Genomic DNA, 13,026 nt, shown 5'->3' on the forward strand with positions numbered 1-13,026 from the left:
GGAGCGGGCAGCGGGCGGGGGCCCCTGGAAACACGGCTGTTACCCGCGTTGTGATCCGATGTATAACGCACATAGCCCCCGACCTGGGCAGATGTGTCCAACTTTACCCAGGTCACAGATCGGAGGTATCTCCTGTGCGGGTCTTGACATGATTGGTCCGACCATAGCAGCATCAAGCCTCAAGACATCCGATGTATGGGCTAGGGGATGCTGTTGTGAAGTTGCTGCGAGTAGGACCTGCCGGGCAGGAACGGCCGGCCGTGCTGGATGCCGCCGGACGCCTGCGCGACATCGGGGAGGCCGAGCTCGACGGGGCGTTCTTCGCCTCCGGCGGTGTGGAGCGCGTCCGCCGGGCACTGGAGCAGGGGTCCCTCCCGGTGATCGAGGCCGAGGGGCTGCGCATCGGCGCACCCGTGGCCCGTCCCGGCAAAGTGGTGTGCATCGGGCTGAACTACCGCGACCACGCCGCCGAGTCCGGCGCGGCGGTCCCGGAGGAGCCGGTCGTCTTCATGAAGGCGGCCAACACGGTGATCGGACCTCATGACGAAGTCCTGGTGCCCCGGGGCAGCGTGAAGACCGACTGGGAGGTCGAGCTGGCCGTGGTCGTCGGCCGGACCTGCCGCTACTTGGAATCGCGCGAGGAGGCGCTGGCCGCCGTCGCCGGCTACGCCATCTCCAACGACGTCTCCGAGCGCGAGTTCCAGCTGGAGCGCGGCGGCCAGTGGGACAAGGGCAAGTCGTGCGAGACCTTCAACCCGCTGGGCCCCTGGCTGGTGACCGCCGACGAGATCGGCGACCCCCAGGACCTCGGCCTGCGCCTGTGGGTCAACGGCGAGCTGCGCCAGGACGGCTCCTCCAAGAACATGATCTTCGATGTGGCCGAGATCGTCCGCTACCTCAGCCAGTTCATGGTGCTGGAGCCGGGCGACGTGATCAACACCGGCACCCCGGCGGGCGTGGCCCTCGGCGGCTTCCCCTACCTCAAGGCCGGAGACGTGATGGAACTGGAGATCGACGGTCTCGGCCGGCAGCGCCAGACGGTGGGCCAGGCATGATCACTGAGCTGGTCACGCACGACATCCGCTTCCCGACCTCGCGGGAGCTGGACGGCTCCGACGCGATGAACCCCGACCCCGACTACTCCGCCGCCTACGTGGTGCTCAAGAGCGACGACGGCCTGGAGGGCCACGGCTTCGCCTTCACCATCGGCCGCGGCAACGACGTGCAGACCGCGGCGATCGACGCGCTGCGCCCCTACGTCGTGGGCCGGGAGGCCGACGACCTCGGCGCGCTGTACAAGGAGCTGGTCTACGACTCCCAGCTCCGCTGGCTCGGCCCGGAGAAGGGCGTCATGCACATGGCGATCTCCGCGGTCGTCAACGCGCTCTGGGACCTCAAGGCCAAGCGCGAGGGCAAGCCGCTGTGGCTGCTGCTCGCCGAGCTGACCCCCGAGCAGCTCGTCGACCTGATCGACTTCCGCTACCTCAGCGACGCCCTCACCCCGGAGGAGGCGCTGGAGATCCTGCGCCGGGCCGAACCCGGCAAGCGGGAGCGGATCGAGCACCTCAAGCGGCACGGCTACCCGGCCTACACCACCTCGCCCGGCTGGCTCGGCTACGACGACGACAAGCTGCGCCGGCTGTGCAAGGAGGCCCTCGACGAGGGCTTCACCCAGATCAAGCTCAAGGTCGGCGCCGACCTCCAGGACGACATCCGCCGCTTCCGCACCGCCCGCGAGGTCTGCGGCCCCGACTTCCCGATCGCCATCGACGCCAACCAGCGCTGGGACGTCGGCACCGCGATCGAGTGGGTCACCGCGCTGCGGGAGTTTCGCCCGCACTGGGTGGAGGAGCCGACCAGCCCCGACGACGTGCTCGGCCACGCGACCATCGCCCGCGCCATCGCCCCGATCAAGGTCGCCACCGGCGAGCACGTCCAGAACCGCATGATCTTCAAGCAGATGCTCCAGGCGGGCTCCCTGTCCTACCTGCAGCTCGACTCGGCCCGGGTGGGCGGCGTCAACGAGAACATCGCCATCCTGCTGCTGGCCGCCCGCTTCGGCGTCCCGGTCTGCCCGCACGCCGGCGGCGTCGGGCTGTGCGAGCTGGTCCAGCACCTGTCGATGTTCGACTACGTCGCGGTCACCGGCACGATGGACAACCGGGTCATCGAGTACGTGGACCACCTGCACGAACACTTCGTCGACCCGGTCGTGATCGAGAACGGCAACTACCGCGCGCCGCTCACCCCCGGCTTCAGCGCGCAGATGCACGCCGAGTCGATCGCGGCCCACAGCTATCCCGGCGGCGACGTCTGGAGGGACCAATGAGAGCGATCGTGACCGGCGGCGGCTCGGGCATCGGCCTGGCCGTCGTGGAGACCTTCCGTGCCCGGGGCTGGCAGGCCGTGGCACTCGACCTGGTCCCGCCCGCCGACGGCATCCGGTGCGACGTGACCGACGACCAGCAGGTCCGTACGGCTGTCGCTGAGGCCGCCGAGCGCCTGGGCGGGCTCGACATCGTGGTGAACAACGCCGGCATCGGCGCCCAGGGCACCGTCGAGGACAACCCGGACGCCGAGTGGCTCAAGGTCTACGACGTCAACGTGCTCGGGCTGGTCCGGGTCAGCCGGGCGGCTCTGCCGTACCTCCGGAGGTCCGAGCACGCGGCGATCATCAACACCTGCTCGATCGCCGCCACCGCGGGCCTGCCCATGCGGGCCCTCTACAGCGCGACCAAGGGCGCGGTGCTGTCGCTGACCCTGGCGATGGCCGCCGACCACGTCCGCGAAGGAATCAGAGTCAACTGCGTCAACCCCGGCACTGCCGACACCCCCTGGGTGCAGAGGCTGCTCGACTCGGCCACCGACCCCGAAGCCGAGCGCAAGGCACTCAACGCCAGGCAGCCCATGGGCCGCTTGGTCAGCGCGGCGGAGGTCGCCTCGGCGATCGCCTTCCTCGCTGGTCCTGAATCCGGAGCCACGACTGGAACCGCGTTGGCGGTCGACGGTGGCATGCAAGGGCTGCGGCTGCGGCCCGTGGAAGGGTAAGCATGAAGCTCACTTCCGTTCTCGCCGGCGCGGCGATGGTGACGTTGCTGGCGGCCTGCGGGTCCACCTCGGACGGCACCGCGGCGGCCGGCGGCGGCAAGGTCGGCATCGACCACCCGCGCGCCGACTCCGACTTCTGGAACTCCTACATCAAGTATGTGCCGACGATGGCCGGCGAGCTCAAGGTGGACCTGCTCAACGCCACCAACTCGCAGAACGACGTCTCCAAGCTGGTCAGCAACGTGCAGACGCTGACCGGCCAGGGCGCCAAGGCGATCGTCATGGCCCCGCAGGACACCGCGGCCATCGCCACCACGCTCCAGCAGCTCGAGACCAAGAAGATCCCGGTCATCACGGTCGACACCCGCCCCGACACCGGCAAGGTCTACATGGTCGTCCGCGCCGACAACCGCGCCTACGGCACCAAGGCCTGCGAGTTCCTCGGCGAGAAGCTGGGCGGCAAGGGCAAGGTCGTGCAGCTCCAGGGCGCGCTCGGCTCGATCAACGGCCGCGACCGCTCCGAGGCCTTCCACGAGTGCATGAAGGGCAAGTTCCCCGGCATCCAGGTCTTCGACGAGCCGACCGAGTGGGACGGCAGCAAGGCCGCCTCGATGCTGCAGACCCGCCTGGAGCAGCACCCCGACATCAAGGGCGTCTACATGCACGCCGGCGGCGTGCACCTGGCCCCGACGCTGCAGGTGCTGAAGACCAAGGGCCTGCTGGTCGCGCCGGAGGACCCCAAGCACGTCTTCGTCGTCTCCAACGACGGCATCCCGCAGGAGTTCGAGGCCATCCGCAAGGGCGAGATCGACGCCACCGTCTCGCAGCCGGCCGACCTGTACGCCAAGTACGCGCTCTTCTACGCCAAGGCCGCGGTGGACGGCAAGACGTTCAAGCCGGGACCGACCGACCACGACAGCACGATCATCGAGCTGCCGAACGGCCTGGAGGACCAGCTTCCCGCGCCGCTGGTCACCAAGGAGAACGTCGACGACCCGAAGCTCTGGGGCAACACGGTCAAGTAGATGAACATTCACGTTGAAGCCCGGTCCATCACCAAGCGCTTCGGTCCCACGACGGCGCTGAACGGCGCCGGCCTCTCGATCGCCGAGGGCGAGACGCACGCCCTCGTGGGCAGGAACGGCGCGGGCAAGTCCACGCTCGTGTCGATCCTGACCGGGCTCCAGCGTCCGGACGAGGGCGAGGTGCTGTTCTCCGGAACGCCCGCGCCCGCCCTCGCCGACCGGGACGCCTGGCGGCGACGAGTCGCCTGCGTGTACCAGAAGTCGACGATCATCCCGAACCTGACGGTCACCGAGAACCTCTTCCTGCACCGGCAGACCACCGGGAGGATCATCAACTGGCGGGCCCTGCGCGCGAAGGCCCGCGAGCTGCTCGACACCTACGAGGTCGACGTGGACGGCGAGCGCCTCGCCGGCGAGCTCAGCGTGGAGCAGCGCCAGCTCGTCGAGATCGCCCGCGCGCTGTCGTTCGGCGCGCGCTTCATCATCCTCGACGAGCCCACCGCCCGGCTGGACGGCCCGGCGATCGAGCGGTTGTTCGTCCGCATGCGGGCGCTCAAGGCGCAGGGCGTGACGATGATGTACATCTCGCACCACCTGGAGGAGGTGTACGAGATCTGCCAGAGCGTCACGGTCTTCCGCGACGCCCGGCACATCATGACCCGCCCGGTCGCCGACCTGCCGCATCAGGAACTGGTCGACGCCATGACCGGCGAGGCCACCGCGGCCTACCAGGCGCGCAGCCGTACCCCCGGGTCCGGCGTGGTGCTGGCCGCCTCGGGGCTGTCGCTGGCCGGCCGCTACGAGGGCGTCGACCTGGAGGTGCGCTCCGGCGAGGTGATCGGCCTGGCCGGCTCCGCCAGCAGCGGCAAGATCGGCCTGGCCGAGACCCTGGTCGGGCTGCGCCGGCCGGACGCCGGGACGGTCACGGTCAACGGCACCCAGCCCAAACCGGGCGACGTGCCCGCCTTCCTGGCGGCCGGGCTGGGCTTCGTGCCCGAGGACCGGCACCACGAGGGCTTCGTGCCGCTGCTGTCGGTGGGGGAGAACGCCACCATCCCGATCGCCGGCAAGCTCGGCCGGTTCGGGGTGATCAGCCCGGCCCGGCGGCGGGCGCGAGCCGTACAGATGATCAAGGATCTGGACATCAAGACCGAGGGCCCCGAGCAGCCCGTCGGCGACCTGTCGGGCGGCAACGCGCAGAAGGTCGTCTTCGCCCGCGCGCTGGTGGACGAGCCCGCCGCGCTGGTCGTCATGAACCCCACCGCCGGCGTCGACGTGAAGGCCAAGCAGGCCCTGCTCGGCGCGGTGGAGGACGCCGCCGAGCGCGGGGCCGGCGCGGTCGTCGTCTCCGACGAGCTCGACGACCTGCGCATCTGCGACCGCGTCCTGGTGATGTTCCACGGCCGGATCGTGAAGGACGTGCCACGTGGATGGACCGACCACGAACTCGTGGCCGTGATGGAAGGCATCGAAGAGTGACAACACTGACGGCACCCAGGTTGCGCCTGACCAGGTTCAGGGACCTCACGCTGGTCCCGGTGATCGTGCTCCTGCTCATCGTGGGCGCGATCCTGGACCCGTTCTTCCTGACCGCGGGCAACCTCACCAACGTCCTGCAGCAGCAGGCCGCGATCTCGCTGGTCGTCCTGGCCGAGGCGCTGATCCTCATCTCCGGCAAGTTCGACCTGTCGCTGGAGGCGACCGTCGGCATGGCCCCGGCCATCGCGGTGATGCTGGTCGTGCCCGCCTCCGCGGGCGGCTTCGGCCTGGGGCTGCCCGCGGCGCTGGTGATCCCGCTCTGCCTGCTCATCGGCGCGGCGATCGGCGCGTTCAACGGCTTCCTGATCCTCAGGTTCCAGTTGTCGGCCTTCGTGGTCACCCTCGCGATGATGATCGTCATCGGCGGCCTGCAGCTCGGGCCGACCGAGGGCAAGACCCTCTTCAAGCTGCCGGAATCCATCCTCTACCTGGGCAGCACCACCTGGCTCGGCCTGCCCGCGGCCATCTGGATCGCCGCGATCCTGTTCGCCGGCGGCATCTTCGCCCTGGCCTACACCCGCGTCGGCCGCTCGCTGTACGCCATCGGCGGCAACGCCGACGCCGCCCGCGCCGCCGGCATCCGGGTGGACCGGGTGCTCTGGGGCGTCTTCATCCTCGGCGGCGTGCTCGCCGCGCTCGCCGGCATCCTGGAGACCGGCCGGCTCGGCGCCATCGGCTCCGGCCAGGGCGACGGCTGGATCTTCATGGTCTTCGCCGCCGCGGTCATCGGCGGCGTGAGCATGGACGGCGGCAAGGGCACCATCCTCGGCGCCCTCACCGGTGTCCTGGTCATCGGCCTGGTCCAGAACCTCCTGACTCTCAAGGGCGTGTCCGGTTTCTGGCAGCCGGTGGTCTACGGTCTGATCATCCTGATCGCGCTCATCATCAGCCGGGTCGCCGGCGGAAAGGCACAGGACTGATGCAACGCCTGGCCATCCGCACCCGGCTCAAGCCCGGCTGCGAGGAGATCTACGACCGCGAGCACGCCGTCGTCCCCGCCGACCTCGACGAGGCGCTGCGCCGGCACGGCGTGCACGTCTGGCGCATCTGGCGCGACGGCCTCGACCTCTTCCACTACGTCGAGGTCGAGGACTGGGCCGCCTTCCAGGCCGGGATGAAGCACGAACCGGCCGACATCGCCTGGCAGCGGCAGATGAACCGGCTGCTCGACGGCGACTTCGACCAGGAGTCCACCGGGCTCCGGCAGGTGTGGGAGCTCGGGTGATCGACCTGCCCCGGCTCGGGCTGGGCGCCGCCCCCATCGGCAACCTCTACGCCGAGGTGGACGACGCCCAGGCCCGCGCGACCGTGGACGCCGCCTGGGACAGCGGCGTCCGGCTCTACGACACCGCGCCGCACTACGGCCTCGGCCTGTCCGAGCGGCGGCTCGGCGCGGCCCTGCGCGAGCGTTCCGGGTACGTGCTGTCCACCAAGGTCGGCCGGCTCCTGGAGCCCGGCTATCCGGTCGAGCCCGACACCGCCGGCTTCGCCGTCCGGAGCGACCTGCGCCGCCGCTGGGACTTCTCCGCCGCCGGCGTGCGCCGCTCCCTGGAGGAGTCGCTGGTACGGCTCGGCGTCCCGGCCGTCGATCTCGCGCTCATCCACGACCCGGACGACCACGTGGAGCAGGCGCTGGAGGAGGCCTACCCCGAGCTCGACCGGATGCGCTCGGAGGGGCTGATCCGCGCGATCGGCATCGGGATGAACCAGTGGAAGGTCCCGCTCTGGTTCGTCCAGGAGACCGACCTCGACGTCGTCATGCTCGCCGGCCGCTACACCCTGCTCGACCAGAGCGGCCTGCCCCTGCTCGACGAGTGCGCCGCGCGGGGGGTGCAGGTGATCGCCGCCGGGGTCTTCAACAGCGGCCTGCTGGCCACGCCCGAGCCCGCCGGCACCTTCGACTACCTGCCCGCGCCGCCCGCCCTGCTCGACCGGGCCCGGCGGCTGGCGCAGACCTGCGAGCGGTTCGGCGTCTCGCTGCCGCAGGCCGCCATGGCCTTCCCGCTGCGGCACCCGGCGGTCTCCTCGATCGTCGTCGGCGCCAAGTCGGCGGCCGAGATCCGGGCCAACGCGGCGCTGGCCGCCGCGCCGGTGCCCGAGGCGCTGTGGCCGGAACTTTCTTCCGTCGCCAGTGAGTGAGTGAAGGAAAATAGCGCCGACCTGGGGTGCGACAGATATTGCTTAGGAAAGTTTCCTATTTAACAATCTGATCAACAACCCCCAGGGAGGCAGCATGAAGCGCCGGATCCTCACCCTGCTCGCCGCCGGGGCGCTCACCGCCCTAGCACTGCCCACAGCCGCCCACGCCGACACCGTCACCGCCACCCACGGCCCGCTCAGCATCGGCGGGTACTGCAGCTCCCAGGTCAACTCCACGGCCTGGATCGGCTTCTACGAGGTCTACGGCCTTAACTGCTACGCCTCCAAGTGGGGCGGCGGCTTCCAGTTCGTGGGCGCGGGCAGTCCCATGGCCGCGTGTGCCCACCTCATGCCCGGCGTGACCATCACCTCCGCCAGCCGGGCCGCCTCCGACGCCCTCACCTGCACCGGCACCCGCTGACCGTCCACGGGCGCCCCGGCCTGGCAGGGGCGCCCGTTATCCTCAGCTATGCCGTTGGCCTGCCGCGAGTACGTGAGCACGCGCTGCACGGGGGACCGTGCGGCCGACTACGAGATCCTGCTGCGGATGCGCGACCACCTCCGAGCCCTGACCGACCGCCACCCCGACCTCCGCTTCCGGGCCGCGGCCTTCAGCCGGGAATCGGAGCTGGAGCAGGAACTGATCGACCCGGTGCGGGCCCTCGCCGGCACCGGTGGCGTCCTGCCGCTCATCTGGCTCAACCTCACCTACCCGGCCGGGCACGTGCCGCCGGAGGCGTTGCTGGAGCTGGAGGAGACCTTCGAGCTGCGCCTGCTCGGCGAGTTCGTGGACGAGCCGGTCAGCTCGGCAGATGGAGCCAGTGCTTCGACTCGCCCGGGACGTACGGGGAATCCAGGCGCTTGAGGACGACGCCGGGCAGGCGCTGCTCGCGGGCGGCCTGCCGGACCGCCGCGAACTCCCCGGCCCACGCCGGGGCGGTGAGCCAGCGGGGACCCGACACGTCCAGCTCCTCCAGCAGCTCGCGCCGCCGGGTGTACGGCTCGCCGACCAGGCTCACGCCGTCGTCGTAGAGCACGTCGAAACAGACGAAGACCTCCACCCCCTGCAGCGTCACCAGCTCCCCGTCCAGCATCGCCGCGCGGCTGCCGAACCGCTCGGCCAGCGGGCGCAGGAGCTTCACGTTAGTCCGGCCGCCGTCGATGGTGGCGATCGTGCGCCGGCCGCCCCAGGCGAACTCGGCCGCGTACCGCGACAAGTCCTTGGGCGCCCGCGACCGCCGCATCGCGAGCATGGGCTCGGCGGGCGGCAGAGGATCGCGGGTGGCCGGATCCATCCGGTGGATCATCCAGTTCTTGCCGTCGGTCTGGAAGAGCACGAACCGCCCCGACGCGCGCTCCCCGTGCAGCACGATCTTGACCTCGCGGTCGGTCCACTTCTCGGTCTCGTAGGTGCCCCGGTCCCAGATCGACATCGCGCCGCCGCCGTACTCGCCCTGCGGGATCTCGCCCTCGAAGGTCGCGTACTCCATCGGGTGGTCCTCGGTGTGCACGGCCAGATGGTTGACCTTGGGGTCGGGCGGCAGCCCCTTGGGAATCGCCCAGGAGGCCAGCACCCCGGCCCGTTCGAGGCGCAGGTCCCAGTGCAGGGAGCGGGCGTGGTGCTCGTGGATGACGAAGCTGTCGTCCGAGCCCGGCCGGGGTTCGCCGAAAGGCTCGGGGGTACGGCTGGCATCGCGCTTGTCCCGGTATCGGTCGAGCATGACCGGAGTTGTACCCGCAGAGCACGCACGTATGGCGGAGCGTGACGGGCGCCGCGGAAGGGAAGGTCAGTCGAGGGCCTTGCGCAGCCAGGCCTCTATGCCGGCGACGTGCACCGTCGCCCACGAACGCGCCACGTCGGGCTGCCGGGCGGCGATGGCCTCGTAGATCGCGGTGTGCTGCTCCCGCGTCTTGGTCAGCGCGCCCTCCTGCGTCAGGCCCCGCCACACGCGGGCCCGCTGGGTCGGCCCGGCCAGGCTCTCGATGAACGAGCACAACACGCTGTTGCCCGAGCCGCGCGCGATCCGGTGGTGGAACTTCAGGTCGTTGTCGACGAGCTCCTCGATGGTCGGCTCCTCCGGCAGGGAGTCGAGGATGGCGCCCAGCTCGGCGATGTCCTCGTCGGTCATCAGCTCGGTGGCCATCGCGGTGGCGGCCGGCTCCAGGATGCGGCGCACCTCGAAGAACTGGATGACGCTGTCGTCTCGGTGCAGGTCGAGCACGAAGGACAGGGTGTCGAGCAGGAGGCCCGGCTCCAGGCTGGTCACGTAGGTGCCGTCGCCCTGGCGGACGTCGAGCACGTTGATCAGCGCCAGTGCGCGGACCGCCTCCCGGAGCGAGTTACGTGACAGGCCCAGGTGTTCGGCCAGGTCAGCCTCCTTGGGCAACCTGGCGCCCGGCGCGAGTTCGCCGGAGAGGATCATCTGCTTGATCTTGTCGATCGCAGCGTCTGTGACGGCCACGCCGGACTCCTTCTAGACATCGGATGTCTTGGAGTCTAGACCCTCTCGAGGACGGTGGCGGTAGCGAGCGCGCCCCCGGCGCACATCGAGATCAGCGCGGTGCCCTTTCCGGACCGTTCGAGCTCGTGCAGGGCCGTGGTCACCAGTCGGGCGCCGGTTGCGCCGACCGGGTGGCCGAGTGCGATGGCGCCGCCGTTCACGTTCACGCGGTCGAAGTCGGGGGCGTGCACCTGGGCCCAGGACAGGACCACCGCCGCGAACGCCTCGTTCACCTCGAACAGCTCGATGTCGCTTATCGTCAGGCCGGACGTGCGTAGCACCCGGCTGGTGGCCTCCGCCGGGCCGTCCAGGTGGTAGTACGGCTCCGCTCCGACCAATGCCTGAGCCAGGATCCGGGCCCGGGGGCGCTTGCCGTACCTCGCCGCGGCCTCCTCACTCATCAGCAGCACCGCGGCCGCCCCATCCGAGATCTGCGACGACGTCCCCGCCGTGTGCAACCCACCCGGCACCACCGCCTTCAACCCCGCCAGCCCCGCCTCCGAGGTCTCCCGCAACCCCTGATCCCGCCGCACCTGCCGCATGTCTTCCCTGTGCCCGCCCCTTCCGGCAGCCCCACCACCTCCCGCAGTCCCGCCGCTTTCGGCTGCCCCGCCACCTCCCACACTTCCGCCCCTTTCGGCTGCCCCGCCGCCCCCCACTGCCCAGGCACCTCGGACACCTTCGCCCACCCCAGCGGCCCGGACTTCCCCCCGGCCGCCTTCGTCCACCCCAGCGGCCCGGACATCCCCCCGGCCACCGGGAGCCTGGGCACCTTGGTCCCCGGCACCTCCCTCGGGGTCCCCGGGGGTCGGTGGGGTGGGAGGGCGGGTGGTCGGCGAGACGGGTGAGGCGGAGGTCGGAGTGGTGGCCGAGGTGGTGGCTGGGCTGGTCGGGACGGTGAGCGGGATGATCTCGCGGTCGAAGCGGCCGTCCGCCCAGGCCTTGGCGGCCAGGCGTTGGGAGCGGGCGCCCAGCCAGTCGAGGCGCTCCCGGGTCAGCCCACGGCGCCGGGCGATACGTTCGGCGGCGGTGAACTGGTCAGGCAGGTCCAGCGACCAGTCATCCGGCTTGGGGTTCGCAGGCCGTACGTTGCTACCGAGTGGCGCCCGGCTCATCACCTCCACGCCACAGGCCACCCCGACCTCGATGACCCCGGCCTGGATGAGCGCCGCCACCAGGTGGACCGCCTGCTGGGAGGAGCCGCACTGGGCGTCGATCGTGGTCACCCCGGTTTGGTACGGAAGGCCGGCATACAGCCAGGAGTACCGGCCGATGTGGTTGCCCTGTTCCCCGGCCTGGGTGACACAGCCCGCGAACACCTGGTCGACCACGGCCGGATCGACGCCGGACCGCTCGAACAGGCCGGTGAGCGCGGCAGCCAGAACCTGTTGCGGTTTCAGCTCCGCCAGCCAGCCGTTGCGCTTGCCGATGGGGGTCCGGACGGCTTCGACGATCACGGGGGTGCCCATGACCGTGAATGTAACGTGTTCTAGTTAGCTCGGCTAGAGACTCCTTGGGGAGGACTAGGGAGGCCGGTCAGGGATGGTCGGGACAGAGACGGTTCGGCCCGTTTCGCCCACCCCGCCGCCGAAGAGGGAGAACACGCCCGCGAAGGCCCCGCCGTCGGCCCCCGCGGGCGAGGGGGCTCACCCGCGTCACTCTCGGAGTGGTCCGGTCAGAGGTGGTTCGGCCGATGGGAGACGGTCGGACGCGGGCCGGTCCGAGGTGGGCCGGTCCGAGGTGGGCCGGTCGGAGGTGGGCCGGTTAGAGGTGGTCGGGCAGGCCGAAGGTCTTGAAGAGGCTCAGGTCGAAGAACTGGCTCACGTGGCTGACCCGGTCGCCCGACAGGGTGAGCACCGGGATGGCGAACGGCTCGCCCTTGAAGTACATGCCGAAGGCCGCCTGGCCGTTGGCCTCGGTCGGGATGAGCCGCAGGTCGCCGGGAACCTTCGCCGGGCACCACGTGGTGATGAGCCGGACGATGTCCTCCGGGCCTTGGTACCAGCCCTCGAAGGGCGGCATCTCCCAGACCGCGTCCTGCGTGAACAGCTCCACGATCGCGGCGACGTCGTAGTCCTCGAACGCCTTGACGTAGCGGTCGAGGATCTCCTTGCGCTCCTGCGCGGACGGCTCGGCGAGCTCCTCCTCACGCAAGCCCGCCTGCTCCAGCTGCGCCTTGGCGCGCTGCAGCATGCTGTTGACCGCGACGGTGGTGGTGCCGAGCACCTCGGCGGTCTCGGCCGCCTTCCACTGCAGCACCTCGCGCAGCACCAGGACCGCCCGCTGGCGGGCCGGAAGGTGCTGGAGCGCGGCCATCAGCGCCAGCCGCAGCGAGGAGCGCGAGGTCGCGACGTTGGCGGGATCGACCATGGAGTCGGGCAGCGGCTCCAGCCACGGCACCTCCCGGGTGACCAGCTCGTCGCTGGGATCGGCGCTGGGCGCTCCCAGGCCGGTCGGCATCGGGCGGCGCTGGCGGCTGTCGAGCGCGGTCAGGCAGGTGTTCGTGGCGATCTTGTACATCCACGTGCGCACGGAGGCGCGGCCGTCGAACTTCTCATAGGCCTTCCAGGCCCGCAGGTAGGTCTCCTGGACCAGGTCCTCGGCGTCATGAACGGAACCCGTCATGCGGTAGCAGTGCGCGATCAGCTCGCGCCGCAACGGGTCGGCCAGACGAAGGAACTCCTCGTTGTCCGTCATGCCTCCATGTATATGCCAGGCCACCGACAATTTCGTGCCGCACCCTGCGTTCGGGAAAACGACCTTCGACCTCGGGT

The 13,026-nt window shown here is 70.3% G+C and carries 14 protein-coding genes; 10 read left to right on the forward strand and 4 right to left on the reverse strand.

All coding sequences use genetic code 11. The features are described 5' to 3' along the window. Nucleotides 1–215: 215 nt before the first annotated feature. The 10 genes from ACIBG7_RS23140 to ACIBG7_RS23185 all read left to right on the forward strand — a co-directional run bounded on the left by ACIBG7_RS23140 (nt 216) and on the right by ACIBG7_RS23185 (nt 8,616). Nucleotides 216–1,055, forward strand: coding sequence for a fumarylacetoacetate hydrolase family protein (locus tag ACIBG7_RS23140; RefSeq protein ID WP_397337551.1), 840 nt, complete (start codon nt 216–218; stop codon nt 1,053–1,055). After that, entirely contained in the window at nt 1,052–2,329 is a 1,278-nt protein-coding gene (locus ACIBG7_RS23145) for an L-fuconate dehydratase (protein ID WP_357926725.1), read from the forward strand. Before ACIBG7_RS23140 ends, ACIBG7_RS23145 begins: the two co-directional genes overlap by 4 nt. Continuing rightward, entirely contained in the window at nt 2,326–3,048 is a 723-nt protein-coding gene (locus ACIBG7_RS23150; protein ID WP_397337552.1) for an SDR family NAD(P)-dependent oxidoreductase, read from the forward strand. Before ACIBG7_RS23145 ends, ACIBG7_RS23150 begins: the two co-directional genes overlap by 4 nt. A 2-nt stretch (nt 3,049–3,050) precedes the next feature. Continuing rightward, nucleotides 3,051–4,073 carry a sugar ABC transporter substrate-binding protein gene (locus ACIBG7_RS23155; protein ID WP_357926720.1) on the forward strand — a complete coding sequence of 341 codons (1,023 nt, stop codon included), beginning with the start codon at nt 3,051–3,053 and terminating at the stop codon, nt 4,071–4,073. After that, on the forward strand, nt 4,074–5,552 hold the full coding sequence (locus tag ACIBG7_RS23160) for a sugar ABC transporter ATP-binding protein (RefSeq protein WP_357926719.1): 1,479 nt from the start codon (nt 4,074–4,076) through the stop codon (nt 5,550–5,552). It begins immediately after the preceding gene. Next, entirely contained in the window at nt 5,549–6,532 is a 984-nt protein-coding gene (locus tag ACIBG7_RS23165; RefSeq protein WP_357926716.1) for an ABC transporter permease, read from the forward strand. Before ACIBG7_RS23160 ends, ACIBG7_RS23165 begins: the two co-directional genes overlap by 4 nt. Next, complete coding sequence (locus ACIBG7_RS23170; RefSeq protein WP_357926713.1) at nt 6,532–6,837, forward strand: L-rhamnose mutarotase; 306 nt, start codon at nt 6,532–6,534, stop codon at nt 6,835–6,837. Before ACIBG7_RS23165 ends, ACIBG7_RS23170 begins: the two co-directional genes overlap by 1 nt. Then, nucleotides 6,834–7,751, forward strand: a complete 918-nt coding sequence (locus tag ACIBG7_RS23175) for an aldo/keto reductase (RefSeq protein WP_397337553.1) — start codon at nt 6,834–6,836, stop codon at nt 7,749–7,751. The genes ACIBG7_RS23170 and ACIBG7_RS23175 overlap by 4 nt, the downstream gene beginning before the upstream one ends. A 94-nt stretch (nt 7,752–7,845) precedes the next feature. Next, nucleotides 7,846–8,172, forward strand: coding sequence for a hypothetical protein (locus tag ACIBG7_RS23180; RefSeq protein ID WP_357926707.1), 327 nt, complete (start codon nt 7,846–7,848; stop codon nt 8,170–8,172). Between the two features lie 48 nt (nt 8,173–8,220). Beyond that, nucleotides 8,221–8,616, forward strand: a complete 396-nt coding sequence (locus ACIBG7_RS23185) for a hypothetical protein (RefSeq protein ID WP_397337555.1) — start codon at nt 8,221–8,223, stop codon at nt 8,614–8,616. Here ACIBG7_RS23185 and ACIBG7_RS23190 read toward each other — a convergent pair. The 4 genes from ACIBG7_RS23190 to ACIBG7_RS23205 form a co-directional block, all read right to left on the reverse strand. Then, nucleotides 8,552–9,472, reverse strand: a complete 921-nt coding sequence (locus ACIBG7_RS23190; protein WP_357926702.1) for a DNA polymerase ligase N-terminal domain-containing protein — start codon at nt 9,470–9,472, stop codon at nt 8,552–8,554. The genes ACIBG7_RS23185 and ACIBG7_RS23190 overlap by 65 nt on opposite strands. Before the next feature lie 66 nt (nt 9,473–9,538). Next, the gene (locus tag ACIBG7_RS23195) at nt 9,539–10,213 is read right to left on the reverse strand and encodes a FadR/GntR family transcriptional regulator (RefSeq protein ID WP_357926698.1); all 675 of its coding nucleotides are present in this window, start codon (nt 10,211–10,213) and stop codon (nt 9,539–9,541) included. A gap of 35 nt (nt 10,214–10,248) precedes the next feature. Further along, on the reverse strand, nt 10,249–11,721 hold the full coding sequence (locus tag ACIBG7_RS23200; RefSeq protein WP_397337557.1) for a steroid 3-ketoacyl-CoA thiolase: 1,473 nt from the start codon (nt 11,719–11,721) through the stop codon (nt 10,249–10,251). Between the two features lie 295 nt (nt 11,722–12,016). Next, a complete protein-coding gene (locus tag ACIBG7_RS23205; protein ID WP_357926692.1) occupies nt 12,017–12,949 on the reverse strand; it encodes a sigma-70 family RNA polymerase sigma factor in 933 nt (310 codons plus the stop codon). Nucleotides 12,950–13,026 lie beyond the last annotated feature (77 nt).

Source organism: Nonomuraea sp. NPDC050328 (assembly GCF_044459405.1).
Classification (GTDB): Bacteria; Actinomycetota; Actinomycetes; order Streptosporangiales; family Streptosporangiaceae; genus Nonomuraea.

Coding starts and splice junctions, on each gene's coding strand:
- ACIBG7_RS23145 (WP_357926725.1), top strand. CDS start 1,052: ATGATCACTGAGCTGGTCACGCACGACATCCGCTTCCCGACCTCGCGG.
- ACIBG7_RS23150 (WP_397337552.1), top strand. CDS start 2,326: ATGAGAGCGATCGTGACCGGCGGCGGCTCGGGCATCGGCCTGGCCGTC.
- ACIBG7_RS23205 (WP_357926692.1), bottom strand. CDS start 12,949: ATGACGGACAACGAGGAGTTCCTTCGTCTGGCCGACCCGTTGCGGCGC.
- ACIBG7_RS23200 (WP_397337557.1), bottom strand. CDS start 11,721: ATGGGCACCCCCGTGATCGTCGAAGCCGTCCGGACCCCCATCGGCAAG.
- ACIBG7_RS23160 (WP_357926719.1), top strand. CDS start 4,074: ATGAACATTCACGTTGAAGCCCGGTCCATCACCAAGCGCTTCGGTCCC.
- ACIBG7_RS23155 (WP_357926720.1), top strand. CDS start 3,051: ATGAAGCTCACTTCCGTTCTCGCCGGCGCGGCGATGGTGACGTTGCTG.
- ACIBG7_RS23190 (WP_357926702.1), bottom strand. CDS start 9,472: ATGCTCGACCGATACCGGGACAAGCGCGATGCCAGCCGTACCCCCGAG.
- ACIBG7_RS23170 (WP_357926713.1), top strand. CDS start 6,532: ATGCAACGCCTGGCCATCCGCACCCGGCTCAAGCCCGGCTGCGAGGAG.
- ACIBG7_RS23185 (WP_397337555.1), top strand. CDS start 8,221: ATGCCGTTGGCCTGCCGCGAGTACGTGAGCACGCGCTGCACGGGGGAC.
- ACIBG7_RS23180 (WP_357926707.1), top strand. CDS start 7,846: ATGAAGCGCCGGATCCTCACCCTGCTCGCCGCCGGGGCGCTCACCGCC.